The sequence below is a fragment of the Oceanobacter sp. 5_MG-2023 genome, from assembly GCF_030548165.1.
Taxonomy (GTDB): domain Bacteria; phylum Pseudomonadota; class Gammaproteobacteria; order Pseudomonadales; family Oceanobacteraceae; genus Oceanobacter.
Genome location: NZ_JAUORS010000002.1, coordinates 167,449 through 193,241 on the forward strand (window position 1 = coordinate 167,449; position 25,793 = coordinate 193,241).

At 53.1% G+C, this 25,793-nt stretch carries 25 protein-coding genes; 11 read left to right on the forward strand and 14 right to left on the reverse strand.

Going from position 1 to position 25,793, the window contains the following annotated elements; all coding sequences use genetic code 11:
• Positions 1-45 precede the first annotated feature (45 nt).
• A complete protein-coding gene (locus Q4551_RS02305; protein WP_303431561.1) occupies positions 46-360 on the reverse strand; it encodes an SCP2 sterol-binding domain-containing protein in 315 nt (104 codons plus the stop codon).
• A gap of 232 nt (positions 361-592) precedes the next feature.
• Here Q4551_RS02305 and sohB point away from each other — a divergent pair, with 232 nt between their 5' ends.
• Positions 593-1,654: a protease SohB gene (gene sohB, locus Q4551_RS02310; RefSeq protein WP_303431562.1), complete on the forward strand. Its 1,062-nt coding sequence runs from the start codon at positions 593-595 to the stop codon at positions 1,652-1,654.
• A gap of 146 nt (positions 1,655-1,800) precedes the next feature.
• Here sohB and Q4551_RS02315 read toward each other — a convergent pair whose 3' ends face one another.
• From Q4551_RS02315 to metH, 6 genes are all read right to left on the reverse strand, one after another.
• The gene (locus Q4551_RS02315) at positions 1,801-2,961 is read right to left on the reverse strand and encodes a cation:proton antiporter (RefSeq protein ID WP_303431563.1); all 1,161 of its coding nucleotides are present in this window, start codon (positions 2,959-2,961) and stop codon (positions 1,801-1,803) included.
• Positions 2,962-3,199: 238 nt separating this feature from the next.
• Complete coding sequence (locus Q4551_RS02320; protein WP_303431564.1) at positions 3,200-3,694, reverse strand: DUF934 domain-containing protein; 495 nt, start codon at positions 3,692-3,694, stop codon at positions 3,200-3,202.
• The gene (locus Q4551_RS02325) at positions 3,678-5,345 is read right to left on the reverse strand and encodes a nitrite/sulfite reductase (protein WP_303431565.1); all 1,668 of its coding nucleotides are present in this window, start codon (positions 5,343-5,345) and stop codon (positions 3,678-3,680) included. The genes Q4551_RS02320 and Q4551_RS02325 overlap by 17 nt, the downstream gene beginning before the upstream one ends.
• A gap of 156 nt (positions 5,346-5,501) precedes the next feature.
• Entirely contained in the window at positions 5,502-6,251 is a 750-nt protein-coding gene (locus Q4551_RS02330) for a glycerophosphodiester phosphodiesterase family protein (protein WP_303431566.1), read from the reverse strand.
• Between the two features lie 17 nt (positions 6,252-6,268).
• Positions 6,269-7,627, reverse strand: a complete 1,359-nt coding sequence (locus Q4551_RS02335; protein ID WP_303431567.1) for an MATE family efflux transporter — start codon at positions 7,625-7,627, stop codon at positions 6,269-6,271.
• 3 nt (positions 7,628-7,630) lie between these two features.
• Positions 7,631-11,338 (reverse strand): methionine synthase, encoded by a 3,708-nt coding sequence (gene metH / locus Q4551_RS02340; RefSeq protein WP_303431719.1) that lies wholly within the window; start codon positions 11,336-11,338, stop codon positions 7,631-7,633.
• Between the two features lie 156 nt (positions 11,339-11,494).
• Between metH and nfuA the strand changes: the two genes are divergently transcribed.
• From nfuA to Q4551_RS02380, 8 genes are all read left to right on the forward strand, one after another.
• Positions 11,495-12,085: a Fe-S biogenesis protein NfuA gene (gene nfuA, locus Q4551_RS02345; RefSeq protein WP_303431568.1), complete on the forward strand. Its 591-nt coding sequence runs from the start codon at positions 11,495-11,497 to the stop codon at positions 12,083-12,085.
• 579 nt (positions 12,086-12,664) lie between these two features.
• Complete coding sequence (locus tag Q4551_RS02350) at positions 12,665-13,837, forward strand: SpoIIE family protein phosphatase (protein ID WP_303431570.1); 1,173 nt, start codon at positions 12,665-12,667, stop codon at positions 13,835-13,837.
• Positions 13,834-14,325, forward strand: a complete 492-nt coding sequence (locus tag Q4551_RS02355; RefSeq protein ID WP_303431571.1) for an STAS domain-containing protein — start codon at positions 13,834-13,836, stop codon at positions 14,323-14,325. Before Q4551_RS02350 ends, Q4551_RS02355 begins: the two co-directional genes overlap by 4 nt.
• Positions 14,326-14,346: 21 nt before the next feature.
• On the forward strand, positions 14,347-15,372 hold the full coding sequence (locus Q4551_RS02360) for an NAD(P)H-dependent glycerol-3-phosphate dehydrogenase (RefSeq protein ID WP_303431572.1): 1,026 nt from the start codon (positions 14,347-14,349) through the stop codon (positions 15,370-15,372).
• A gap of 14 nt (positions 15,373-15,386) precedes the next feature.
• Positions 15,387-15,737, forward strand: coding sequence for a DUF4389 domain-containing protein (locus Q4551_RS02365; RefSeq protein ID WP_303431574.1), 351 nt, complete (start codon positions 15,387-15,389; stop codon positions 15,735-15,737).
• Positions 15,738-15,756: 19 nt separating this feature from the next.
• Positions 15,757-16,221 (forward strand): phosphohistidine phosphatase SixA, encoded by a 465-nt coding sequence (gene sixA, locus Q4551_RS02370; RefSeq protein WP_303431575.1) that lies wholly within the window; start codon positions 15,757-15,759, stop codon positions 16,219-16,221.
• A gap of 74 nt (positions 16,222-16,295) precedes the next feature.
• Entirely contained in the window at positions 16,296-17,129 is an 834-nt protein-coding gene (locus Q4551_RS02375) for an alpha/beta fold hydrolase (RefSeq protein WP_303431576.1), read from the forward strand.
• Positions 17,126-17,845, forward strand: coding sequence for a DUF1461 domain-containing protein (locus Q4551_RS02380; protein WP_303431578.1), 720 nt, complete (start codon positions 17,126-17,128; stop codon positions 17,843-17,845). The genes Q4551_RS02375 and Q4551_RS02380 overlap by 4 nt, the downstream gene beginning before the upstream one ends.
• Here Q4551_RS02380 and Q4551_RS02385 read toward each other — a convergent pair whose 3' ends face one another.
• The 6 genes from Q4551_RS02385 to Q4551_RS02410 form a co-directional block, all read right to left on the reverse strand.
• The gene (locus Q4551_RS02385) at positions 17,846-18,481 is read right to left on the reverse strand and encodes an RluA family pseudouridine synthase (RefSeq protein ID WP_303431579.1); all 636 of its coding nucleotides are present in this window, start codon (positions 18,479-18,481) and stop codon (positions 17,846-17,848) included.
• Positions 18,474-19,772 carry an ABC transporter substrate-binding protein gene (locus tag Q4551_RS02390; protein ID WP_303431580.1) on the reverse strand — a complete coding sequence of 433 codons (1,299 nt, stop codon included), beginning with the start codon at positions 19,770-19,772 and terminating at the stop codon, positions 18,474-18,476. The genes Q4551_RS02385 and Q4551_RS02390 overlap by 8 nt, the downstream gene beginning before the upstream one ends.
• 37 nt (positions 19,773-19,809) lie before the next feature.
• Positions 19,810-21,189, reverse strand: coding sequence for a tRNA 5-hydroxyuridine modification protein YegQ (gene yegQ, locus Q4551_RS02395; protein WP_303431720.1), 1,380 nt, complete (start codon positions 21,187-21,189; stop codon positions 19,810-19,812).
• Between the two features lie 94 nt (positions 21,190-21,283).
• Positions 21,284-21,805: a hypothetical protein gene (locus tag Q4551_RS02400; RefSeq protein ID WP_303431581.1), complete on the reverse strand. Its 522-nt coding sequence runs from the start codon at positions 21,803-21,805 to the stop codon at positions 21,284-21,286.
• Positions 21,806-21,825: 20 nt separating this feature from the next.
• Positions 21,826-22,929: a methyltransferase gene (locus Q4551_RS02405; RefSeq protein ID WP_303431582.1), complete on the reverse strand. Its 1,104-nt coding sequence runs from the start codon at positions 22,927-22,929 to the stop codon at positions 21,826-21,828.
• On the reverse strand, positions 22,929-23,273 hold the full coding sequence (locus tag Q4551_RS02410) for a hypothetical protein (RefSeq protein ID WP_303431583.1): 345 nt from the start codon (positions 23,271-23,273) through the stop codon (positions 22,929-22,931). Before Q4551_RS02410 ends, Q4551_RS02405 begins: the two co-directional genes overlap by 1 nt.
• A 140-nt stretch (positions 23,274-23,413) precedes the next feature.
• Between Q4551_RS02410 and Q4551_RS02415 the strand changes: the two genes are divergently transcribed.
• Entirely contained in the window at positions 23,414-24,352 is a 939-nt protein-coding gene (locus tag Q4551_RS02415; RefSeq protein WP_303431584.1) for an AEC family transporter, read from the forward strand.
• Between the two features lie 76 nt (positions 24,353-24,428).
• Positions 24,429-25,373 carry a DUF4062 domain-containing protein gene (locus tag Q4551_RS02420; RefSeq protein ID WP_303431585.1) on the forward strand — a complete coding sequence of 315 codons (945 nt, stop codon included), beginning with the start codon at positions 24,429-24,431 and terminating at the stop codon, positions 25,371-25,373.
• 56 nt (positions 25,374-25,429) lie between these two features.
• Here Q4551_RS02420 and Q4551_RS02425 read toward each other — a convergent pair whose 3' ends face one another.
• Positions 25,430-25,774, reverse strand: a complete 345-nt coding sequence (locus tag Q4551_RS02425) for a metalloregulator ArsR/SmtB family transcription factor (protein ID WP_303431586.1) — start codon at positions 25,772-25,774, stop codon at positions 25,430-25,432.
• Positions 25,775-25,793 lie beyond the last annotated feature (19 nt).

Here is a 25,793-nt window from a genome sequence, read left to right on the forward strand (position 1 = left end):
AAGCATAAAAAACGGGCACCTTGCCCGTTTTTTTATGCTTGTCGTTCAGGCTGGAAACAGTTCGCCAATCTTGGTGGCCAACATCATATCGCCTTCTACTCGTAATTGGCCCGACATAAAGGCTTGCATGCCGTCTGTTTCACCGCTGGCAATACCGGCCAGTGTTTCAGTGTTCATAACCAGAGTGACGTCTGCATCATCATTTTCGCCTTCGCCAACGGTGCAGGTGCCATCTGCGATAGCGATATAGTAGTCATCACCATCTTCGATACTGAATTGGAACGTGGCGTTCAGGTCGTTGGCTGCATCTGAATCAAAGCGCTTGTTCAGTGTATTGATAATCTCTGCGACGGAAGTCATGGGCTTGTTCCTTTATTGTTAGTGTCATGCACTGACTTTAGATGATCTGGATTGGCGTATCTAAAACGAATGGCAGGAGGTATTTAACCATAGCCACACTCTATGTGGCACATGAACAGGTGTCAACCTGGATTCAAACGACTGTATGAATATGGTGGATTATTCCTGACTGGCAACTTGTTGCGCCACCGGGTTCAGGTAGACTAGCGGTTTTACATTTAAGGAAGTGTGAGTGGAATTTGTTGCTGAGTATGGATTGTTTTTACTGAAAACAGTCACCATCGCTGGCGCTATTATCTTGTTGCTTGGGGCTGTAGCCAGCATGGGGATGCGCCACAAACCACGTTCTGAAGGTGAGTTGGTGATCAAACGCCTGAATGATGATATCGATGAATATAAAGAAGTGATCGAAGAGGCGGTGTTGGGCAAGCATGAGCTGAAAGCCCTGCACAAACAGCGCGACAAGGAAGAAAAGGCCGAGGAGAAAGCAGAGCGCAAACGGCTCAAAAGCGGAGTGGAAGAAGAACCTGCCCAAAAAAGAGTGTACGTTATTGATTTTAATGGTGATGTACGGGCCAGTGAGGTGGACTTGTTACGTCATGAAATCACCGCCATCCTGACCTCTGCACGGGCCGAAGACGAAATTGTACTGCGGCTCGAAAGTCCGGGGGGCATGGTGCACACCTATGGTCTGGCAGCATCGCAGTTGGAGCGTATTCGTAATCAAGGGGTCAAGCTGACAATCTGCGTGGATGAAGTAGCCGCGAGTGGTGGTTATATGATGGCCTGCCTGGCTGATCGCATTATTGCCGCCCCTTTTGCGCTGGTGGGTTCTATTGGGGTCATGGCGCAACTGCCCAACTTCAACAAACTGCTGACAAAACACGATGTTGACTATGAGTTGTTTACGGCAGGAGAGTACAAGCGCACTGTCACCATGTTTGGGCAAAACACCGACAAGGCCCGGGATAAGTTCCAATCGGATCTTGAGGAGACGCATGTGCTGTTCAAGCAGCATATCCAGCGTTATCGCCCCAGGCTGGATGTCGCTGCCGTGGCGAATGGCGATGTCTGGTATGGGCAGCAAGCGGTTGAGCTGGACCTGATCGATGAGCTGGGCACCAGTGATGACTATATAACCAAGGCCTGTGCTGATGCTGACGTATTCAGTGTTCGTTATGAGTACAAAAAGACCTTGCAGGAAAAAATCGGTTTTGCCGTTCAGGGTGGCATCAGTAAAGCAGTAACAACCGTGCTGAATCGGGTGCAGCAGCAGTCTGTCAGTAAAAGCTGAAAATGATCAGGCTGCCCTGGTTGTTTTTGCGGTAGCCCGATATCACCGGCCGGGCCAGTTTTTCTGGCCCGGCCTGTTACTGTCCTCTCTCGGTTATTGTCTCTCGGCCGGGTTTTGTTGCCGGGCCTCCTTTTTCAGCTTCTTGCCTAATCTCGTCTTAACTTGTCACTGACCGCAATTGGGTTGGGGTAGTTAAATACCACGATGTAACTGGATATCACGAAAGTGATAATGGCGGTTGCCTGTATCAGCAATGAACCACGCTCCGACAGCAGGGAGCTTTCAACGGCAACAAAAGCGACCAGTAACGAAAATTCACTGATTTGCCCCAACCGAAAGCCGACATCCCAGGCCAGACTGGTGCGCTCGCTAAAGCCCCGCAGCAATACCCGGAAGGTAATGGGTTTGAGTGCCAGGACGACGACCGCCAAGGTGATCGCACTGACCGCGACCGACGGTAGCATCGTCAGGTCAAGCCCCGCACCCAGGGCAAAGAAAAACATAACCAGAAAAAAGTCTCGCAAGGGTTTGAGACTAATGGCGATAAACTGGGCAATGGGGCTGGTGGCCAGAGTAATACCCGCAATAAAGGCACCGATTTCATAGGTCAGGCCTGCCAGCTGTGCTGCTTCAGCCAGTGACAGACACCAGCCGATGGCAAGAATAAACAGGTACTCACGGTAGCGGTCAAAGCGGGTGATCAGAGGCAGCAAGACAAACCTGACTGCCAGGTAGGCAACACCAATCAGCAGGGGCAGGGCAATAAACGGCTGCCAGACGGGCATCTCGCTGTCGCCTTTCATTACACCCAGAAAAATCAGTGTAAAAATGGCCAGCATGTCTTGCAGCAGTAACAGACCGATCATCAGGTTGCCCATATGTTTATGGTGCAACACCGTGGTAGGCAAGAGTTTCAGGCCAATAATGGTACTGGAGAACATCAGCGCCAGGCCAATAATAATGCTGTCCATCTGGCTGAAACCAAAGAGCCAGGTAATGGAGAAACCGGCAAGGAAAAACACCAGCGAGCTGGCCAGGCCAATGGTCGATGCCTGTTTTATTACGGCGATCAGTGAACTGGGCTGCATATCGAGGCCGAGCAGGAATAGCAGGAAAATAATGCCGATGTGCGACATGTTTTCCAGTTGCTCCGGGTGATCAATCCAGCCAACCCCAAAAGGGCCGATCAGAGTGCCGAGGGCAATATAGGCAATCAAGACGGGCTGGCGGGTATAAAGGGCAAAGGTAGCCAGTATCGAAGCACCCGCAAAAATCAAAAAAGTCGAAAAAACAATGTCTTGCTGCATGCCTTGCTCCTTTGTTGCCGGTTTCAGATTACGATAGCGCCGCCGAGCCTGCCAGTCTGTTATGGCGCAGATTGTTGCCTATAGCGATTTATTGCGTTGAGGTCCATAAGGGCGGAGCGGTATTTTCTGGCCGGGAGATTCTGGCCGGGAGAAACGCAACAGGCTCCCGAAGGAGCCTGTTGCTGGTGCGTCGGTACTGGCCACAAGGGTCAGCACGCAGAACGATGGTTACGCAATGCTAGCGTGAAACCCGGGCGAACAATGGCCGCTGGTCATCCATCGCCGCCTGGTATGGCTGGCTGAAAGATGAAAAGGCTGCCAGTGCATGCGCTTCATTCTGGTCGTCACGCAGGGCGTAGGAGCTGAAGCCAACCCGTTTCATAAAAAACAGCTGGTCAATCAAGACATCACCCACAGCGCGTAAATCACCGGCGTAGTGGTACTGGTCACGCAGCAGACGTGCGGTGGAATAACCACGACCATCGCTGAACTTGGGGAAGTCCACGGCAATTACAGCAAAATTGCGACACTGTTCGGCCACCATCTCAGCCAGCTGGTCGCTGTTCAGATACAGCCCCAGCTTGCCCCGTGATGCCAGGGGTTGTAATTCTGCTTGTTGATGTGTCCAGCGGTCCAGCGAAATCAGGCTGTATTCCGTGGCGATGGCATCGTCGTCGATACGGGTCCAGGCATCGTCGGCAACAAAGGCCCCGTCTTTAATCAGCTTTGCCATATACCGCCTCCTTGAATGTGTTATGACCAATACGTTGGTAGGTTTCGAGAAAGGATTCGCCCACATGGCGAGAGGCCACGTACAGATCGAGTACCTTGGCGACCACACCGGTCAGCTGTTCGCGGGAGAACGATGGCCCCAGAATCTTGCCCAGAGAGGCCGTACCACGTTCGCCGGAGTTGCCGCCGAGTGACACCTGATAAAATTCCTGACCTTTTTTATCAACCCCCAGGATGCCAATGTTACCGACATGGTGGTGACCGCAGGCGTTCATGCAACCGGAGATATTCAGGTCGATTTCACCCAGATCATGCAGGTAATCCAGATCGTCGAAGCGGACTTGCAAATCGTCGGCAATCGGGATCGACTTGGCGTTCGCCAGGGCGCAGAAGTCGCCTCCCGGGCAGCAAATCATGTCGGTCAGCAAGCCCAAGGTGGGTGTTGCCAAACCCAATGCTTTGGCCTGTTGCCACAGGGTAAACAGCTGGCGCTGTTCAACGTTGGCCAATACCAGGTTCTGCTGGTGGGTCGACCGTAATTCACCAAAGCTGAATTCATCGGCCAGGGTGGCAATCTGCTCCATCTGCTCGGCGGTAACATCGCCGGGTGGCGTGCCTTTCTGCTTCAGGGTCAGGGTGACTACTGCGTAACCAGACTGTTTGTGTGCCCGGACGTTACGGCCAAGCCAGCGAACAAAGGCCGGGTTTTCCGCTTTGGCAGTTTCCAGTTCGGCCGGGTTGTTATCCAGTGTGGCGTAAGCGGGGTCAACAAAGTGTTTTTTGACTCGCTCCAGCTCTGCGCTGGTCAGCCTGGCGGCAGAATCCTTGATACGGTTCCATTCCGCCTCGACCAGTTCACCCAGACGCTGAACGCCCAATGCCTTGGTCAGAATCTTGATGCGGGCCTTGTACTTGTTGTCACGACGGCCAAACTGGTTATAGACCCGGATCACGGCTTCGAGATAAGTGAGCAGGTCTTGCTCAGGTAAAAATTCCCGAATGGTTTCACCAATGATCGGTGTGCGGCCGAGGCCACCACCGACCAGAATACGGTAGCCCAGTTCGCCGGCGTCGTTACGGATAATATGAACGCCAATATCGTGAACCTTGGTGGCTGCCCGGTCTTCACCGGGAACCGAGTTGACCGCAATCTTGAATTTACGGGGCAGGAAAGCAAATTCCGGGTGGAAAGTTGACCACTGACGGATGATTTCACAATACGGACGAGGATCTACCAGTTCTTCTGCAACCACACCAGCGTATTCGTCCGTGGTGGTGTTACGGATACAGTTACCACTGGTTTGTACTGCGTGCATTTGCACTTTTGCCAAATCAGCCAGAATCTGAGGGCAGTCTTCCAGCTTGGGCCAGTTGAACTGCAGGTTCTGGCGAGTACTGAAGTGGGCATAGCCTTTATCGTAGTCGCGGGCGACCTTGGCCAGAGCGCGCATTTGCTCAGCAGTAAAGGCACCATAAGGAATCGCGACCCGTAACATGGGGGCGTAGCGTTGCACGTAGATGCCATTCTGCAGGCGCAGTGGCAAGAACTCATCTTCAGCGATTTCCCCGGCCAGATAGCGTTCCGTCTGGCTTTTGAATTGGGCAACGCGCTCGTTCAGGATCTGCTGATCGTACTCGTCGTATTGGTACATAATCTCTCGGTTGCTTCTTCATCGGCTCATGGCCAATGGTGGTTTTTTAGTTGGGCGAACATTACCAAAGCCGCTTTATTCTTAAAACGACTATTTATCTATATCGTAATTACTTTTGTGCCTTAGATCGTTCGATAAAACCGAACAGGTTGTTTTTCAAGGCGTTGTGGCGGGATTGTCCTTTGTGACAGGTAAATCGGCTATGTCACTGAATACCGCATTGACGCCCATGGCTAACAATGAATCCGCCTGTGTCGGGTTGTTGACCGTATAGGCACGCAGGTTAAAGCCGGCATTGGCCAGTGTCCGAATCACTTCCGGGTCGGCCAGATCGGCACAAAAATGCAACCCTTCGCAGCCCAGCCTGGTCAGGCGTAACGCGGCATCTGCCGGAATGGCTTCCGTCAGCAAGGCGCGTGGCACCTCGGGGAGGGCGGAGCGGGCGTATTGCAGCGATAACGGGTTAAACGAGCTGAGCAAAATCGGCACCATGCCGGTTTCAGCCAGTGTTGCCTGATATGCCATGACCAACGCCTGGACGGTTTCAGCCTCGCGGCCAACCACTGCCTTGATTTCCAGATTAAGGCCGATGCTGTGCTGGCAGGCCCAGTGCAGCAAAGCCTGCAGGGTGGGAATTCGTTCGTGGCAGAAGTGATCGGCAAACCAGCTGCCAGCATCCAGCTGCTGTAATTCGATCAGGGTATGGAGCAAGAGCCAGCCATGGCCATTGGTGCAGCGGTCGAGCCGTTCGTCGTGGAAAATAACGGCCTGGCCGTCAGCACTCAGGGCAACGTCCACTTCTATCCAGCTGGCACCAGCCTGCTGGGCGAGCCGGAAGGCGGCCAAGGTATTTTCCGGTGCCAGACGACTGGCGCCGCGATGGGCAATCACTGTGCTGGTGCGCATGGTCTGGCCTCCGGTGGCTAGACAGATAAATGAACCCATTGGCGTCGTTGCCAGATCAGGCTATAGATCAGCGACAGTCCGGTACGTTGGACGCCCTGCAGGATCCAGACTCCCACCAGACCAAACCCCAGTACCGGGCCAACAAAATAGGCCAGCGGCAAGAAGACACACCATTGCATGGTCAGATTGATCTTCATGATCTGGCGACTGGCACCAGCCCCCAGCAGTGCCTGGGTCAGCACCATGGCAGTGACTTCGAGGGCTATAAAGATACCGGTGATCTGCAGGGGGAGAATACCGGCCTGAATCAGTTTCGTCTCGGTGGTGAATATACCCAGAATCCATTCCGGGAACAGGCACAACGGCAAGCCCAGTAGCGCAAGAGTCAGGGTCGCGACCCTGACGACATCCCAGCCCCAGCGGTGAGCATCCTGGGGGTGGCCTGCCCCGAGCGCATGGCTGACCAGGCTGGTGGCGGCAATACCCATACCGACTGCGGGCAGAATCAGGATCAGTTGCAGGCTGATCAGGATATGACCAATGGCCTGCTCCCGGGTGCCAATCTGGCCGATAATCCAGAACAGAATGCTGATACCGAGGGCAAACAGTGTTTGTTGGGCGGAATTGGGCCAGGCCAGTCGGATCAGCTGCAGCAGGGTTGCCCGGGTAGGGAATTTGATCTGGCCCAGACGCTGGCGTTTATGGGTGAATGTCAGCCAGGACAGCAGGGCACTGCCAAACACCAGTGCCATGGCGGTACCAATACCAGAGCCAACAGCGCCCAGTCCTTGCCAGTCACCGATACCGAATACCAGCAGATAGCTGAGTGAGATATTGACCACATGCATCAGTAGCAGGACTTGTAGATAAAAGCGGGTTTCGCCAATACCACTCCAGAATCCACGGTAGACGAAGTTCATCGCGACGGCGATCAGGGCAGCGGTGCGCCATTGGAAATACGGTGTGGCAATGGCAGCGACGTCGCTGTTGTTGGTCAGGGTCGGAATCAACGATGGCGCAAGAAAAATAAACAGCAGGGATAACGGCACCGCCAGCAAGATGGCAGAAAGCAAACCAGCCATCAGCGGCTCGTGCAGGGTGGCGGTTTTGCCCGCGCCGATACGGCGGGCTACCAGTGCCTGTACGGCCGCGGCCAGCCCCATGACGATGGAAACCATCATAAAGGAGGCGTAGCCACCAATACCAATAGCCGCCAGGGCGGCATCACCGAGGCGGCCTACCATGGCGGCATCAATCAGATTGATCAGGCTTTGTGACAGCATGGCACCGATGATTGGCAGGCCAATACCAAAAATCCGGGTCAGGCGCTGCGGTTCAATCCGCAGCAGTTTGCCAAGCCAGTGCTCAACTGACATGGCTCAGCGGTCGTAGTTGAGGTTGGGTGCCAGCCAGCGCTCCATGGTGGCAACAGTCATCCCCTTGCGGTCAGCGATGTCTTCCACCTGATCCTTGGCGATTTTCCCCAGGCCAAAATATTTGGCGTCCGGGTGTCCAAAATACCAGCCGCTGACTGAAGCCGCCGGACTCATGGCAAAGCTTTCGGTGAGGAATACATCGGTATTGGCCTCGGCGTCCAGCAGTTTGAACAAGGTGGCTTTTTCGGTGTGATCCGGACAGGCCGGGTAGCCCGGGGCTGGTCGAATCCCCTGATACTTTTCCTTGATCAGTTGTTCGTTATCCAGTTGTTCGTCCGCTGCGTAGCCCCAGATATCCTTGCGCACGATTTGGTGCATATGCTCGGCAAAGGCTTCGGCCAGACGGTCGGCCAGTGCCTTGATCATGATGCTGTTGTAATCGTCATGGTTGGCATTGTAATTCTGCGCCAGCTGCTCGGCTTCAATCCCGGCGGTGACAACAAACGCTCCCATGTAATCCTGTTTGCCATGGGTGAGCTGATCTTCTGGTGTGACAAAATCCGCCAGCGAGTAATTGGGCTGGTCGTTGGGTTTGTCGGTCTGCTGGCGCAGGTGATGCAGAATGGCCAGTTCTTCGGATGGGTTGTCCGGGTTGAAAATCACGGTGTCGTCGTTACCCCGTTTGGCCGCAGGCCAGAGGCCAATCACAGCACGGGCGCGGAACAGTTTTTCATCGACAATGCGTTTCAGCATCGCCTGGGCGTCCTTGAACAGATTGGTGGCCGCTTCGCCGACAACGTCATCGGTGAGAATACGGGGGTATTTTCCAGCCAGTTCCCAGGACATGAAAAACGGCGTCCAGTCGATGTAATCCACCAGTTGAGCGACATCAAAATGGTCAAACACCTGGATGCCCAGTTTTTTGGGTGTCGTGGGCTGATAGTTGGCCCAGTCGCAGGTAAAGCCATTGGCAACGGCTTTGGGGTACGGCAGCAGGGCCTTGGCTTTGCGGTTGGCATTACGTTCACGGACGTGGATGTATTCGTCGCGAGTGGCTTCAATAAAGGCGGGCTTGGCCGCTGGTGTCACCAGTTTTTGAGCGACCCCGACGGCACGGGAGGCATCGGCGACGTAAATGGCAATGTCGTTTTTGAACTGAGGTTCAATCTTGACCGCCGTGTGCGCCTTGGAAGTAGTGGCGCCGCCAATCATTAGTGGGATGTGGTAATCGAGTCGTTGCATTTCACGGGCAACGTGAACCATTTCATCCAGTGAGGGGGTAATCAGACCGGACAGGCCAATGATATCGACGTTTTCTTCTTTGGCGGTTTTGAGAATTTTTTCCGCCGGCACCATCACGCCGAGGTCAATCACCTCAAAGTTGTTGCACTGCAATACCACGCCAACGATGTTTTTACCGATATCGTGGACATCCCCCTTGACCGTGGCCATCAGGATTTTCCCCTGGGTTTCGGACTTGCCGTCTTTTTCTTCTTCGATATAAGGCAGCAGATAGGCTACGGCCTGTTTCATCACCCGGGCGCTTTTGACCACCTGGGGCAGGAACATTTTACCGGAACCAAACAGGTCGCCGACGACGTTCATGCCGTCCATCAATGGCCCTTCGATCACTTCAATCGGCCGGGCAAATTGCTGGCGGGCCGCTTCGGTATCTTCCTCGACATAGGTATTGATGCCCTTGACGAGGGCGTGGGTCAGCCGCTCGGTAATCGGCAGGGTGCGCCATTCTTCGGTTTCTTTTTCGGCCACCGAACCATCGCCACGATAATTTTCGGCGACGGCTAACAGGCGGTCGGTGGCATCGTCACGGCGATTGAGAATCACGTCTTCTACCAGGTCTTTCAGTTCTGCTGGCAGGTCATCGTAGACCGCCAGCTGACCGGCGTTGACAATTCCCATGCTAAGGCCGTTTTTGATGGCGTAGTAGAGAAAGACCGAGTGAATGGCTTCCCGCACCGGGTTGTTGCCCCGGAACGAGAACGATACGTTGGAGACCCCGCCGGATATTTTGGCGTGAGGCAGGTTGTCGGTAATGAATTTGCAGCTGTTGATAAAATCAACGGCGTAGTTGTTGTGTTCTTCGATACCGGTGGCGACGGCAAAGATGTTCGGGTCGAAAATAATATCAGACGGATCAAAGCCGACTTCATCGACCAGAATACGGTAGGATTTTTCACAGATTTCGTTCTTGCGGGCTTCGGTGTCGGCCTGGCCCTGTTCATCAAACGCCATGACCACTACGGCGGCACCGTAACGCAAGCAACGTCTGGCCTTGTCGACAAACTCCTGCTTGCCTTCCTTGAGCGAGATGGAGTTCACCACTGCTTTGCCCTGGATACATTTCAGGCCAGCTTCGATGATATCCCACTTGGACGAGTCGACCATGATGGGGACGCGGGCTATATCCGGCTCGGCGGCAATCAGATTCAGGAAGCGTACCATCGCGGCCTTGGAATCCAGCATGCCTTCATCCATGTTGATATCGATGATCTGGGCGCCGTTTTCGACCTGCTCACGGGCGACGGTCAGGGCCTGATCGTAGTTTTCATCCACAATCAGGCGCTTGAAGACTGCCGAGCCGGTGACGTTGGCACGTTCGCCAACGTTGACGAACAGGCTGGTCTCGTCAAAGTTGAATGGTTCCAGACCCGCCAGTCGGCAGGCCGGTTTGATCTCCGGGATAACCCGGGGGGCATGTTTGGCCACTGCGTCGGCGATGGCACGGATGTGCTCCGGGGTAGAACCACAGCAACCACCGAGAATATTCAGAAAACCGCTGGCGGCAAATTCTTCAACGATGGCGGCCATTTCTGCGGGAGTCTGGTCGTATTCGCCAAATTCGTTGGGCAGGCCAGCATTGGGGTGGGCTGAAACAAAGCAGTTGGCCTTGTTGCTTAATTCCTCGATATGGGGGCGCAGCTCTTCGGCACCGAGGGCACAGTTCAGACCGATGGTTAATGGTCGGGCATGGGTAAGCGAGTTGTAAAAGGCTTCTGCCGTTTGTCCGGACAGGGTGCGGCCCGAGGCATCAGTGATGGTGCCGGAAATCATGATGGGCAGTGCTTCGTCGCGGGCTTCAAAAACGCCTTGTACGGCAAAAACAGCGGCCTTGGCGTTGAGGGTGTCAAAAATGGTTTCAATCAGAATCAGGTCGGCGCCGCCATCCATCAGGGCTGCAGTGGCTTCGGTGTACTCTTCGACCAACTGGTCGAAGGTGATAGCCCGGTAGCCGGGGTCGTTGACATCCGGAGAGATGGAGCAGGTCTTGCTGGTGGGGCCGAGTACGCCCGCGACATAACGGGGAATACCTGTCTCTGCCTCGACTTCGTCGCAGACACGGCGGGCAATGGCCGCTGCTTCGCGGTTTAACTCCGGCACCAGGTCTTCGAGCTGGTAGTCGGCCTGGGAGACCCGGGTACTGTTGAAGGTGTTGGTTTCGAGTATGTCGGCCCCGGCTTCCAGGTACTGGCGATGAATGCCAGCAATAATTTCGGGTTGGGTCAACACCAGCAGGTCGTTGTTGCCCTTGATTTCCTGGTTCAGGTCAGCAAAACGCTCACCGCGATAATCCTTTTCTTCCAGTTGATGCGACTGAATCAGGGTCCCCATGCCACCATCCAGAATATGGATGCGTTGGGTGAGATTCTCTTTCAACTGCTGAATACGGCGTTGGCGGCTGGCGTTGGGCATGGTGCTTGGACTCACTCGAATGAACTGCGGATCGACAAAAAAAGGGCCGGGATTATATCAGAGGTGCACCAGCTTGTCTTATCCAACTATATTAGTGGGGTATTTCGCTGGCTGGCGGGTTTCGCTACAATGGCGATCAGTTTTGAGGATGTGTTTATGACCGAATACGTAAAGATTACACCGGATGCCGAAGCTTACCTGGCTGAGTTGTTGAGTAAACAACCAACACCAGATATGTCTGTGCGGGTATTTATCACCCAGCCGGGCACCCGTTACGCTGAAACCTGTCTGGCTTACTGTCGCCCGGAAGAGGTGAATGAAAACGATAAGCTGCAACAGATGGAGCTGCTCCGGGTTTACGTTGAGGCGATGAGTGTGCCGTATCTGGAAGAGTCCATTATCGACTTTGCCAAGGATCGTATGGGGGGACAGCTGACGATCAAGGCTCCCAATGCAAAAATGCCCAAAGTCACTGAGGACAGCCCGGTGGAAGAGCGTATCAATTATTTGCTCTATACCGAGATCAATCCGGGCCTGGCATCCCATGGTGGTGAGGTCAGTCTGGTGGAGCTCACTGATGACGGGCTGGCGATTCTCAAGTTTGGTGGTGGTTGCCAGGGTTGCAGCGCCGTGGATATGACATTAAAAGACGGTGTTGAAGCCAGTCTGATCGCCAAGATTCCTGAGGTTCAGGGTGTACGCGATGTAACGGATCACAGCGTGACGGATAAGGCGTACTTTAAATAGCAAATAGCAGTACTGCGTGGCGTCGCAGCAGGCATTCTGTTCTGCTGTTCTCGATAAGATTGACCCGTTGGCGGGCAGAATTATGCTGCTGCGCTACCGGGTTAATTCCTCTTTTTTCTTTAACCTTTGCGGATGCCCCGATGAATACCAGGGTATGGCGCAAGGCATCTTGTCGGTATTGTCAAAAATCCTGGTGAAAAAATCAGCGGTTTGCTGTCGCTTTTGGGTGGATATTTATTGGTTGTATCAAATAATACGGTTGAATGTCTTTTATATAACCAAATAATAGGCAATAGGACTGAAAAACGCCTTTAATAGCGCTTATACCACTCATTAGCCGGTGATATGTCGACAGTTTCTTCTGTGCCAATCCGTATAGTTCGATATTCACCGGTCATAGCAGCTGAGAGGGATTGCATGGCGATTCGCTTGGCGTTAGTGTTCGCATCCATATTGCCTGCCCCTGATGTCAGAGGAAAGACAGGCTGGTCCGCTATACTGGTATTAAGCCCGGTCGCTGGACTGGCTGTCGAGGCGTGACCTCTTGTTCGAAATGCTTTCTGGTGTTAGGAGATGCGAATGGCCGCGAATGTGCTGGTCATTGATGACGACCCCTCGGTGCTCGAGAGTATTGCCACATTTTTGGTGGAATACGACTATCAGGTGGTAGCGGCACCGTCCGCAGTGGCTGCCTGGAAAGAACTCGATCGTCATCATATAGATATTGTGGTCTGTGACTTGCGAATGCCCGACACTAGCGGTATTGAATGGCTGGAGCAGCTGAAACAGCGCTGGCCGTCATTACCTGTGATTGTTGTGTCCGGAGGCGGGGTTATGGACGATGTTGTCCAGGCCTTGCGTATGGGGGCGGATGATTTTCTGGTCAAGCCGATTCTTGATCTGGAAATGCTGCACCACGCCATCAAGCGGGCGCTGGAGCGGGTTGAACTGGAAACAGAAAATACCGCTTATCGGGAATATCTGGAAAAGACCAATGCCGAGTTAAGGCACGGCCTGGAAGAGTTGCGTACCGACCAGATGGCAGGGCGGCAAATCCAGATGCGCATGCTGCCCGATTCGCTGAACTATAACGGCTTGTGCTGCGATCACCGGATTTTCCCGTCGCTGATGTTAAGTGGTGATTTTCTCGACTATTTTGAGCTGGGCGAGCATCGGCTGGTGTTCTATATCGCCGATGTTTCCGGCCATGGCTCTTCGTCGGCGTTTGTCACCGTGTTGCTGAAAAACCTTACCTATCGTTTGCGGCGCAATTATCGCCGGGGCTCCAGTGATGATTTGTTGCATCCATCGCAGGTGCTCAGTCGCATGAATGATGAAATGCTGGCTACCGGGCTGGACAAGCATCTGACCATTTTTTACGGCATCCTGGATACTCGGGAGTCGGTGCTGGAATACAGCGTCGGTGGCCATTTGCCCATGCCCGCATTGCTGGATGCTTCCGGGTGTCGTTATCTTGAAGGCCAGGGGATGCCGGTTGGCCTGTTTCGCGAGGCAGAGTACACCACTCGCCACCTGGAACTGCCGTCTGCTTTCCGGTTGTTACTGTTTTCTGATGGCGTGCTGGAAATTATTACGGAAGCCAATCTGGCAGCGAAAGAAAAGGCTCTGCTCGGTATGGTTGAGGATCAGAACGGTGACCTGGACGGGCTGACATCCGTACTGGGTCTGGGGAAAGAACTGGAAGTTCCGGATGATATTGCAATGGTCTCTATTGGTCGAGGTAAGCTATGACATCGGGTCAAATTCAGGTTGCCCAGCACCATGGGGTTCAGATTGTACGTTTGATCGGGGATGTTCGACTTAATCTTTGTACTGCATTTGACCGATATATCCGTCAGGTGCTCTCCGATGGTATGTTTGCCAACGTGCTGGTGGATTTATCCTCGGCAGAGGGGGTCGACAGTACAACACTGGGTCAGCTGGCGAAAATAGCGATTGTGAGTCGGGACCGGTTCAAAATCACCCCGACAGTATTTTCTCCTGACCCCAGCATTACACGCATATTGATGAGCATGGGTTTTGACCATGTGTTCCATATTCTGGAAGAGCCGTTTGCCAATGAGGCAGAGTTTCGCGACTGGGTCGATGATACTGTTGATGAAGAAGCGGCTCGGGTACAGATTATTTCTGCGCACAAGGCGTTGATGGACCTGAACGACAGCAATCGCGATACCTTTAGCCAGTTGGTTGAAACCCTGGAATGTCATCAAACCCAATAAACACCCGTCAGGAGATTTTTTGTGGGCATCCGCACAGCAGCCATCATTGGTGGCGGCAGTTTTGGCACCGTCACAGCCAATATTCTTGCAGATAATAATATTCAGGCTATTCAGTGGCTCCGTAACCCGGAAATAGCCGAAAGCATTAATCAGTTACACGTCAATGAGCAGTATTTGCCCGGCATTGCCTTGAATTCATCACTACGGGCAACCACCACCATCGAGGAAGCGGTAGTAGGGGCTGATGTTATTTTTGTCTCTGTTCCCAGCAAGTCGGTTCGAGAGGTTATTTCCGGCTTTGCGCACCTGATCAAACCTGAGCAGGGATTGGTCAGCACCACCAAGGGGATTGAACCCGATGGCTTTTTGTTAATGAGCCAGGTGATTCGTGATGTCTTTCCTGATAACCCGGTCGGGGTGCTGAGTGGCCCCAATCTCGCCAAGGAAATTGCCCGCAAAGAGCTGGCCGGTACCGTGATTGCCAGTGAAAACAGTGATCTTCGTCGTGATATCCAAGAGGCATTAAGCTGCAATTATTTTCGCGTTTATGCATCCAATGATGTGTATGGCGTCGAGCTGGGCGGGGCGTTAAAAAATATTTACGCTATCGTGTCGGGTTTTGTCGCAGCCTTGGGGATGGGGGAAAATACCAAAAGCATGATCATTACCCGCTCCCTGGCGGAAATGAGCCGTTTTGCCGACGCCATGGGGGCCAATCCACTGACTTTTCTCGGCCTGGCCGGTGTGGGTGATCTGGTTGTTACTTGCATGTCGCCACTCAGTCGCAACTTTCGGGTTGGTTATGCCATTGGGCAGGGGAAAACCCTCGATCAGGCGACAGAAGAGCTGGGGGAAGTAGCCGAAGGTGTTAATACCTTGCGCTATGTCAGGGCTAAAGCGGAGGATTCAGGTATCTATATGCCACTGGTGATGGGTGCTTATGAATGTTTGTTTAATGGCGCCGATCCCGGAATGGTCGCTCGAGAGTTGATGACCGGTGAGCATGCGTCCGATGTAGAATTTGCCTTACCCAGGCACGAAATATAACAGGAGTTAGCTACATGTCAGACGTCAACTTTAAAACCAATGTCACCTCAGATGCTTTTTGGCTTCGAACAATTTATACCGTTATCTTTATTTTTGTAATCAGAATGCTTGATCTGGTGTTGCTGTTGTCAACATTGGTGCAATGGGTGTCACGCCTGCTGACAGGCCGCCCTCAAAAAGAATTGGGCAAATTCTGCCAGTCGCTGGGAATTTACTACCAGCAGGTTGTGTATTACCTGACCGGCTGCAATGACGACAAACCTTTTCCTTTCCGGGAGTGGCCTGTCGTTGTTGTACCCGAAGACGAGCCAGATGCCGTCGTCGAACCGGCCAGTTCTGATGCCAGCAATAAAGAGACGCCTTGACCAGAAAGGCTGATGTTTTGTGAAAATCTGTATAGTTCGCCATGGTTCTGCAGTGATCGGCAGTATGGATGACCAGCACAGGGAATTGACTGAAAAAGGTCGGTTCCAGGCTCAGGCTGCCGGAGAGTGGATGGCAGAACAGGAATGGAATGACCCGGTATTATGGGTCAGCCCCTATTATCGAACACAACAAACCGCCTCACTGATTGCTGAATCCCTGCCGCTGGATACGGAAGAGCACGCTTTTTTGGTGCCTTCCTCCGACGTCAATACGGTTGTTGATGAGTTGCTATCACAAGAACGGGATATCATTCTGGTATCTCATTTGCCACTGGTTGGACGCCTTGCGGCTTATCTGGTGGAAGGGCAGGTCTTTGATCAGCCCTGGTCTCCGGCAGAGTGCTGGTTACTGTCTGGTGACGTGGCTGGCCCCGGCTGTTTGTCCGTTGAATCAGTCTGGTATCCGGTACTTTCCGGCCTCTGAGTCGTGGCACGGGCTGTACTCGTCTGAGTCTGTTGTCATAATGCCCACTCGCAACAGGTGAGTGGTGCTCAAGTTTGAAACCGATACAGTTTGATTATCCTGGTGGTCATATTGATGGCCTGGAGTGGGGGGAGCCGGGTGGGTTAACGGTTATCGCTGTACATGGCTGGCTGGACAATGCGCTCAGTTTTGCTGCTTTGGCGAATCAGCTGCCGGAGATCCATCTGATTGCTCTGGATTTGCCTGGCCATGGCCTGTCTTCCTGGTCGCCGTCTGGTTATCCAATCTGGACACCAGCAGAAGCAATTCTCTGGGTTGCTGATCAACTCCCCCAATCCGTTCATTGGCTCGGTCATTCCATGGGGGCGGCTGCGCTGACGCTGGCTGCGGGCGCCTTTCCGGAGCGTTTTGCCAGTATCGTTTTGCTGGATGCTATTGGTCCGTTGGTCCAGTCTCCTGATCAGGCAGCCAGTACCTTTCGCCGTTATGTCAGTACCTCTGTACGTTCTCTCTTTTCAGGTTATTCAACTCCGGAACAAGCGATTGCTGCCCGGTTAAAAGCGACGCCGGCGGTCACTCCCACAGCGATAGCCCCTGTTATTTTGCGTAATCTTGAGCAGCGTGATCAGCGTTGGTGGTGGCGTACTGACCCGGCTTTACGGCGTCCTTCTGCTTTTCGTTTGACGGAACCCATGGTCGAGGATTTCTTGCGGGCCATGTCTGTGCCAGCACTGGCAGTTCGGGCTGGTAACGGCATGATCCCGGAGGCCATGTTCCGTGCGCGGTTCGAGTGTTTGCCAATGGCTGAGCGCCTGGATCTGGATGGCCATCATCATTTACATCTGGAATCCGCCGGGGCGGTAATTCTGGCCCGATATCTAAATGCTTTCTGGGAGCGTACCAAGTGAAATATATTCAACAGGTCGGCTGGTTTTTTGTGCTTGTGTCGGCGTTGTTATTGGCATTGTCGTTGTCGTGGTTCGGGCAGGCGGCGGCCCATTATGGTTTTGATTATTGGTATGAGTTTTATGATATTGATAACCATATTGAACGATATGGTCCGCAAAACCGCTATATCCGTGGTCTGGACAGTCTGGATAAAGCAGAACATGTACACCTGTTTAATGCCATCAGTGAGGCGGTACATGACCATGGCGAGGGGCTGCAAGCCATCACCTTTGCTTATCGTGGCAAGACCCGGGTGTTATTGAGAAAGCCTGAGGTGGTTCACCTGCAGGATGTTGCCAATCTGATTGATGTCTTGCGCCTGGCTAGCGGGGTGTTTGCTCTGGTGGCAATTGGTGGCACCTGGTGGTTGCGGCGGCAGCGCCCACGCTGGGGAGTGCAAGGTGCTTTGCTGGGTGGGTTATTGGGTTTGACGTTGGTGTCGGTGCTCCTGATTGGTCCCAAACAGGTGTTTTACCATTTGCACAAAATGATTTTCCCACCGGATCATGCCTGGTTTTTCTATTATCAGGATTCATTGATGGCGACGTTAATGAAGGCGCCCGATTTGTTTGGCGGTATTGCCGTCACAATTACCGCCGGGGGCTTGCTGCTGTTCGGTTTTTATCTGGTGCTGCTGATTCGTTGGCAGCAACACCAGACAGGGGGCAAGGGCTGATCAGAACGGTGCTGGCGAGAGAATATCCATACGCTCATCCGTAGTCGGATGGCGGAAGGATAATTCTCTGGCATGCAGATGCATGGTAGGTGTTTTTTGTTCTGAATAGTCTGCGCTGTAGAACGGATCACCAATGATAGGGTGGCCAATCTGCTGCATATGCAGGCGTAACTGATGTGATCGCCCTGTTTTGGGGTACATTTCCACCCGAGTCATCCGCTGGCCTGCGGCATCGGTGTCGACCTCCAGCTTGCGCCAGCGGGTCAGGGCATATCGACCGTCGGTATGGCTGATCTTCTGCAGTGGGCGGTTGGGCCAGTCAACAATGATCGGCAGATTAATACAGCCGCCATTACCTTTTGGCTCCCCTGTTACCAGGGCTTCGTATACCTTGCGGGTTGTCTGCTTTTCAAACTGTTGCTGAATGCAGGTCAGTGCCGGTTTGTTACGGGCGTAAACAATAATGCCGGAGGTGTCGCGATCCAGTCGATGCACAATGTGTAATTCACCCAGCAGGTCTTGCAGTCGACCAAAGGCAGAGTCTTTGTCGTATAGCCCGGGAACACTGAGCAATCCACCGGGTTTGTTGAGAATGACAATTTCGCTGTCTTGGTAAAGGATTCGTTGTTTAATCATGATAGGGGTATTGGTGATTTTCCAGTATCTGCTGATAACTGCCGTCTTGTTTCATCTGTCGCAGCATCTGATTGAAGCCTTGCACAAGAACGGGAGCGTTGCTGAGTTGACGGTTAATGGCCAGATGAATGCTGGTTTTGGCGACATCACCAGGAGCCAGTACCAGGTGTTCGGCAATGGTGGGGCTATTGCTCAGTTCGGAGGTGGCAACCCATTCATCCACCAGCGCCAGGTCGAGGTTGTTATTGGCCACATCACGAAATAATTGCGAGCAGTAATCCCGGCCCTCGACCTGGAAATAACTATCGAGATTGTTCAGCCATGGGCCGTAGTTGATTTCTGAATAGACCCCCAGCTTGAGATCTGTGGCCTTGAGCTGGGCTTGGTCGACATACTGAAAATCACTGTCTTTGGGTTTGACGAAGCGTAACCGGCCGTGCAGATAAGCCTCTGACAATAACCACTGGTCGTCGTGCTGGCCTTCCCAGGTGGATAAGACGCCTTGGATCTCACCGCTTTTGATGGATTCCATAACACGCATCCAGGGCATGAATTCAACATTGACAAGATACCCGAGGTTGCTCAGGGCGGTAGTAACCAAGTCCGTCGCGATTCCATCCGCTGGCAGTTGTTTGCCGGCGTAGGGTGCCCAACTGTCGGAGCCCAGTTTGATGACCGGACGATTGTCTGGGTACTCTCTGCTCAGTTTAACCATGGCCTGACTGAATCCATGCTTCTGAATCATCGCCTGGACCTGGTCGCGGAAGCTTTTGACCAGGCTCATGCCGGCAATAATGACATCATCAACTCGCCATTGGCCGCTGTGATAAAGACGGTAGTCGACCGCCAGTGGCGGTTGTCCGGCCAGTTCGATCTGGCTGGCAACCAGCGCCTGATTGTTGCCTCGGTAACGCGTGTCGAGAAAATGGACAGGCTGGCCGTCATATGCCCGGAAGGCGCCGGCGTAGGTGGTCAGTAATTTACGCTGGAAGGCTTCCAGAAACAGGATCTGTTGATCGCTCGAAGCTCGTCGCCAGTATTTGCCAAGAACCTTTTTGCCCATTTGCCGGGTATCGATCAAAGGCATGATATTGGTCGATAACAACCGGTTCAGATAGCCGGGGTGGTTGTTTATCCAGGTTTTGTCGGCCATCAGATGTTCGGTGACAAGGCCAACGGCAGATTTGACCATGCTCTCCGGGGTGTTGTCCGTATCAGCAGCTGCCCTGGTGGTGAAAAAAGAAAGGGATATCAGCAAGATAAGCGGAGTCAGATAGCAACGAATCAACATGGAAAATCCTGTAGGTTGGAAGGTTCAGTCTGGTTTATCAGCAAATATCTGGCAAGTTCCGCACCAGCATAACGTTTTTTGCAGCGGGTGTGACGACGTTAGCCGGAATACGAATGTCAACAACAAAGCCGGAGCCTGGTGCATCGTTGCGGATGATGCCCTTGCGATCCTGGATATGTTCGAGCATAAACGAAATATTTCCTTGCGGGGTCATCAATTCCAGCTGGTCGCCGACCTCGAAGCGATTACGCACATCTATACGCAGCAGGCCGTCGGCGGTTGTCCCCATGCTTTCCCCGACAAACTGCTGGCGGGTACTGGTCGAGGTGCCGCGTTCATAGTTCTGGTATTCATCATGTACATGGCGGCGGAAGAACCCTTCGGTATATCCGCGGTTGGACATGTTTTCGAGGGTATCCATCAGGGCTGGGTTGAATGTTTTGCCGCTCACGGCGTCATCAATGGCCTGACGGTAGGTCTGGGCCGTACGGGCAACGTAATAGTGGGATTTGGTTCGGCCCTCGATCTTGAGCGAGTGCACTCCCAGCTCAACCAGCTTTTCGATGTGCTGGATGGCGCGCAAATCCCGTGAGTTCATGATGTAGGTGCCGTGCTCATCTTCGAAGGCAGGCATGTATTCGTTGCTGCGGCCGGCTTCCTGTAGCAGGAAAATCTGATCGGTGGTGCTGCCACTACCGAGTGTTGGTGGTTCGGGTTGCTGCCCGGGGTTAAAAACTGGCCCGGCTGGATCAAATTCTTCCACACCTGCGGGAATAACGTCACCGGAGTCGGTTTCCCTGGCTTCGTGGGCGTCATATTTCCAGCGGCAGGCGTTGGTGCAGGTACCCTGATTCGGATCGCGATGGTTCATGTAACCGGATAGCAGGCAGCGGCCAGAGTAGGCAATACATAACGCACCATGGACAAACACCTCAATTTCCATTTCCGGGCAGCGCTGGCGAATTTCGGCGATCTCGGCTAACGACAGCTCGCGGGACAGGATAATGCGACTGACGCCTTGGCGCCGCCAGAACTCCACCGCGGCGTAGTTCACCACGTTGGCTTGTACCGACAAGTGGATGACGGTATCTGGCCAGCGATCCTTGACCAGCATGATCAGGCCCGGATCAGACATGATCAGTGCATCGGGTTGCATCGCGATGACGGGCTCAATGTCCCTCATGTAGCTATCAACCTTGCTGTTGTGAGGGGCAATATTGCTGGCGACGTAGAATTTCTTGCCCAGCTGGTGCGCCCGGCTGATACCTTGGTTCAGGTTATCCAGGGTGAAATCGTTATTACGAACACGCAAACTGTAACGAGGCTGGCCGGCGTAAACCGCATCGGCACCATAGGCAAAGGCGTAATCCATGTTTTTGAGTGTGCCAGCGGGAGAAAGCAGTTCGGGGATGATCATGATATTGGTTCTGAGTGCCGGGTTGGATAATGGGAATAAACGCGTCATTCTAGCGCCGTTTCAAATTGCCGCATTGATCCAGCCCGTATTCCTGTTATTCCGCCACACCGAACAGACTGACATCCATATCGGATAGCCAGACAAAAAAGTCTTTCGGCAAAGGGATATGCTTCACCTCATTGAATTGACTCTGGAATTCCTGCTGGATCGACGCAAAATAATGTTTCAGTTCCGATGTTTCAGCGCCCAGTTCCGTCATCTGCTGGTAGATATCGGCAACGTATTGATTCAGCAAGATGGTGTCGTCGCAGGCGTCGTCAAAGACGCACTCGCTGGAGGCGTACAGGGCGGCATTGCAGAGGTCGACAATTTGCCATCCCAGGGTGTCGGATTCAGTCAGTCCGGAGCGCCATTCACTGAACTGGGCAAAAAACCGTTCCAGATTGGCTCGGGAAGTCAGTTCTCCCTTGAGGAAGGCGGTTTGTTTGCTGAGCAACTTGGTGAATGGAGTTATATCCAGTTGTTGATCGTCTTGCCACATCTGCAAATGGGGCAAATTGATACGTGCCAGCATCAGGCAATAGGCGCTACGGCCAGCGGCGTGTGCAGGTTTCATAGGAGATCCTGTAGTGGGTGTCAGCATTTGGGTGTCTGGCACCAGAAGATAACAAAGCGTTGATCCGCGCTGATGCGCTGTACCTGGCTAAACAGGCGTTTGAGCAAGGGCGGGTAATTCAAATGCCGGTTGGCAACGACCAGTAAATTGCCATCGGGCTGTAATTGGCGGGCGGCATCACGGAACATGTCGTTGGCGATATTGTTCAGCTGCTTGTGGCCATCGTGGAAAGGGGGATTACAGACGACCCAGTCCAGAGGCTCGCGAATGGTATTGAGACTATGGCCGTGATAACACGACACCTCAAGTCCGGCGTTGGCAGCGTTATGTTGAGCGGATATAACGGCTGGCAGGTAATCATCCGTCTGGATTAGCTGCAGTTCTGGCTGACGCTGCTTGAGCCACAAACCCAGGACTCCATTGCCACAACCGAGGTCACAAAGGCGGCCGCTAAAGGTCGGCAGGGCAAGCCTTGCATCTTCCAGAGTGTGTAACAAAAAGGCGGTGCCGGGATCCAGGTTGCTGCGGGAAAACACGCCGGGCAACGCTTGAATGTTTAACTGCCCGACAGTATAGCCTTGCCATGTCCGTAATCCGGGATCACTGACCGGGAGACGGATTTGCAGTAGCCGGGCTTTACGTTGGATCGGCATCTGCCGATACTCGGCACTGTGTTGTTCCAGCCAGTTTAACCAGCGCACCGGGATATGTTTGGCCATGCCTGCCAGGTACAAGGGTGTTTTGTGATCCAGGTGTTGATGACACAGCTGCAGCCAGTAACGTAATTGTTCAAAATTTTTGGGTAGCCGGATAACGACTTGTTGTACCTGGCTGTTTTGCAGGTGTGAAGCCTCGTGAATCCAGTGCTCGTCTGCCAGCTCAAGACTGTTACGCTGGCGATTGTCGCGGCTGGCTCGTTGGGCGCAGGCGCTGTCGAGCCAGCTGACCGGTTGAGTCAGGGCGCAGGACAAAGCACCGTAGCGATCATTAAACAGCAGGGTGGGAGCATCACGATCCAGATGATCGAGCAGGTATTCATCGGCGCTGTCCCAGGGACGGGCGATTTGTTCCGGAACAGCGGGAAAACACGCCAGTTGCAAGGATGTTGCTTGCCACCAGGCCATCAATAAATATCTTTGAAATCTTTGTCTTCCAGTTGGTCGAGCAAAGAGCGTTCCGGGGCGTCAGTTTTGGGTTGACTGGCGGCGAGTGGTGCATCTTTGGCTTCAACCTTGCGCTCGGTTTTTTTCGGGGTGGCCGCTGCTTTGTCTGTTTGTTGTTCTTTGTTTTGTGCCGCTTTGACATCAGGGTTGTCGGCCAGAAACTTTTCAAATACCGACGGAACGCGGTTTTTGACTCGTTTGCCGGTTTGACGGTCATTACCCGCTTCGCGTTTGAGCTTGGCAGTGTTGCCGGTTTTTACCTTGTGGATGCGTTTGAGGGATCGGTTTTTTTTCAGACGGGTCATGTTTGGCTACATCAACAAGAGTGGTGAACGATTAGCCAATAATAACAAAGAGCCGCAGTATTTACATCTGGTGCTGGCGCGTTATTGTGTCCGGCCAGTTGGCTTTAACACATGTTCATAAATAGGGAACTACCTTTTAAATGTATTGGCAATCCTTTGTTTTTACAGGAGAAATCATACTTCCTGTATTTCTTCTTGTGGTTCTCGGTATTTTCCTGCGGCAGCGGCGGGTGATCGACGATCATTTTGTGACGGTCAGCTCCAGGCTGGTATTTACCCTGACCTTGCCGGTATTGGTGTTTCTGGCCATTGCCAAAGTACGATTTGATTCCGGTGTTCATATTGAACTGATAGTGTTTGTGGCGCTGGCAATTTTGAGTAGCTGCCTGTTCAGTTTTGTATGGGCCAGGTTTGCGGGTATCGACGAAGATGACGTCAGTGCCTTTGTGCAAGGGGCATTTCGGGGTAACTTGGGTATTATCGGTATCTCGATGGTGGTTTATGCTTTTGGCGACCAGGGTACGCAGATTGGCGCTCTGGTGCTTGCGGTCGGTGTGCCAGCGTATAATCTGTTGTCCGTTGTGGTGTTGGCCCGGGGACAAGGTGTTAACTGGTCTGGGCAGTTGTTGATGATCGCCAGAAATCCGTTGATCATTGCCATTGTACTGGCTTTGCCTTTCAGTCTGTTTGGCTGGCAGCTGCCGAAACCGCTGCACAGTGCGGCCAGTAGTCTCGGCCAGATGACGTTGCCGCTGGCCTTGATCAGCGTTGGTGGTACGCTGGACTTCGGCGCGCTGAGAAAAGCCAACTCTACCACGCTGCAAATGGCCTTGCTAAAGCTGGTGATTTTGCCAATTTTGATTGTGTCCGCCGCGATTGCCATGGGTTTTCGTGGTGTCGAGCTTGGAGTGGTTGCCCTGATGATGGCGTGCCCAACAGCCGCAGCCGCTTTTGTGATGGCCAAGGCAATGGGGGCAAATCATGTGCTGACCGCCAATGCGGTTGCAGTTAGCACTTTGGGCTCTATGTTGACGATGGGCGGAATTTTCTATGTTTTACGGATAATGTCGCTGCTATAGTGACGCTCTTAGGCTGTTTTTGACAATTTTGGGATCGGTGGTGTAAATGCCAGAGGGGAAGCGCCAGTTAGTTTACTTGGCATCTAATCAGCAGGGACTTGAGCTGGAACGTTACGAGATTGAGCGCTTGCTTGCCCGAATGGATATGACCAATGTCAGTTTTTCCTGTCGGGAAGACGGTGAGGGTTACGATTGGGATCTGGCGCGTCGACAGATTGAACTGGCTGATTTTTTTATTCTTCTGGTTGGGGATGACTATGGCCCAATGGCACCAACCGGTATCAGTTATCTGCATAGAGAGTTTGTCCATGCCAGAACGGTAGGCAAACCGGTGTTGGCATTCCTTAAAAAACTTCCGGTCGCCGGCTCACTGTCAGTCGAGCAGGGGCGATTGAAGGGTTTTTATCAGTTGGTGACTCAGCAGGTCAGTTATAAATTATGGCATCTGCGGGATGAATTATTGTCGTTTGTTCGGGCGGCCGTTGGCAGTCTTGAACTGAATGCCGATTCCGGTTGGGTTCGCTGGGCTGATGTAATGGGTGACCAGGTGTCCGATCCGGCAAGTTCCGACCTGGCGACGGCCAGTAATGCCTCCATTTCCGATCTGGCCAGCACGGCACTCTCGGTACGGGAGCGGCTGGAAATGAGTCGCAAGTCCATCAATCTGATGGTGTCGGCCAAGGTCTATCAAGGGGGCAATCTATCACGTGAAGAAATGGTGTTGCCTGCCCGTCTGGATCAGCTGTACCGGGCACTACGCAGTTCTTTTGTCGGTAATATCAGCGAAGATCGGCTGCGTGCCTGTCTGGAAGCATTTATTGCCGAGACCGTTCGAAAACAGTTGTTGGGACGTCGACCCAATGCCCATGCAGTTGATGATATTCGGGTAAGCAAGTCCCAATTCCGCTCCATTATGGAAACCTGGGAACGGCTTGGTCAGGCAAGTCGCACGGAAAAGTCCGGTCGTTATTATTGGGTGGCCAGCGAAGAAACGCCGGTACGTACTGTCGGCGCTCCCTGAACGCCAGAACAGTCTGGCGCATTGGTTCTTTATCCCTGTCCCTTGTTGATTCCTGGCTAGCTGCGAGTGCTGGACGAATTATCCAGCAACGACTGACGCTGCTCCCACTCTTCTTTCATGCTGTCGCAAACAGTGCCGCACAAATCAAAAATGAAAGGTGCACCGATACTGAAATACGCCATATTGCCTTCCTGGCGACGGCGGACCAAGCCATGGGTTCTCAGTGTCGACAAGTGCTTCGACACATTGGGCTGGGAGGCTCCTGTTGCGGTCACCAGTTGACCTACGGATTTTTCTCCCGGTTGCAGCTGATGCAGAATTCTCAGGCGCATGGGGTCGGATAATAAACGAAATCGCTGTGCGATCAGTTCCAGCATTTCTTCAGATAAAATTTCTTGCATAGTGATTCTCTCCTTCTTG

Bases quoted from the DNA above. Each gene is read 5' to 3' on its own strand.
- yegQ (WP_303431720.1), bottom strand. From the start codon at position 21,189: ATGATCATCCCCGAACTGCTTTCTCCCGCTGGCACACTCAAAAACATG.
- Q4551_RS02390 (WP_303431580.1), bottom strand. From the start codon at position 19,772: ATGTTGATTCGTTGCTATCTGACTCCGCTTATCTTGCTGATATCCCTT.
- Q4551_RS02320 (WP_303431564.1), bottom strand. From the start codon at position 3,694: ATGGCAAAGCTGATTAAAGACGGGGCCTTTGTTGCCGACGATGCCTGG.
- Q4551_RS02365 (WP_303431574.1), top strand. From the start codon at position 15,387: ATGTCAGACGTCAACTTTAAAACCAATGTCACCTCAGATGCTTTTTGG.
- Q4551_RS02335 (WP_303431567.1), bottom strand. From the start codon at position 7,627: ATGTCAGTTGAGCACTGGCTTGGCAAACTGCTGCGGATTGAACCGCAG.
- Q4551_RS02325 (WP_303431565.1), bottom strand. From the start codon at position 5,345: ATGTACCAATACGACGAGTACGATCAGCAGATCCTGAACGAGCGCGTT.
- Q4551_RS02405 (WP_303431582.1), bottom strand. From the start codon at position 22,929: ATGGCCTGGTGGCAAGCAACATCCTTGCAACTGGCGTGTTTTCCCGCT.
- nfuA (WP_303431568.1), top strand. From the start codon at position 11,495: ATGACCGAATACGTAAAGATTACACCGGATGCCGAAGCTTACCTGGCT.
- metH (WP_303431719.1), bottom strand. From the start codon at position 11,338: ATGCCCAACGCCAGCCGCCAACGCCGTATTCAGCAGTTGAAAGAGAAT.
- Q4551_RS02315 (WP_303431563.1), bottom strand. From the start codon at position 2,961: ATGCAGCAAGACATTGTTTTTTCGACTTTTTTGATTTTTGCGGGTGCT.
- Q4551_RS02425 (WP_303431586.1), bottom strand. From the start codon at position 25,774: ATGCAAGAAATTTTATCTGAAGAAATGCTGGAACTGATCGCACAGCGA.
- Q4551_RS02355 (WP_303431571.1), top strand. From the start codon at position 13,834: ATGACATCGGGTCAAATTCAGGTTGCCCAGCACCATGGGGTTCAGATT.
- Q4551_RS02350 (WP_303431570.1), top strand. From the start codon at position 12,665: ATGGCCGCGAATGTGCTGGTCATTGATGACGACCCCTCGGTGCTCGAG.
- Q4551_RS02305 (WP_303431561.1), bottom strand. From the start codon at position 360: ATGACTTCCGTCGCAGAGATTATCAATACACTGAACAAGCGCTTTGAT.
- Q4551_RS02400 (WP_303431581.1), bottom strand. From the start codon at position 21,805: ATGAAACCTGCACACGCCGCTGGCCGTAGCGCCTATTGCCTGATGCTG.
- Q4551_RS02330 (WP_303431566.1), bottom strand. From the start codon at position 6,251: ATGCGCACCAGCACAGTGATTGCCCATCGCGGCGCCAGTCGTCTGGCA.
- Q4551_RS02415 (WP_303431584.1), top strand. From the start codon at position 23,414: ATGTATTGGCAATCCTTTGTTTTTACAGGAGAAATCATACTTCCTGTA.
- Q4551_RS02385 (WP_303431579.1), bottom strand. From the start codon at position 18,481: ATGATTAAACAACGAATCCTTTACCAAGACAGCGAAATTGTCATTCTC.
- Q4551_RS02410 (WP_303431583.1), bottom strand. From the start codon at position 23,273: ATGACCCGTCTGAAAAAAAACCGATCCCTCAAACGCATCCACAAGGTA.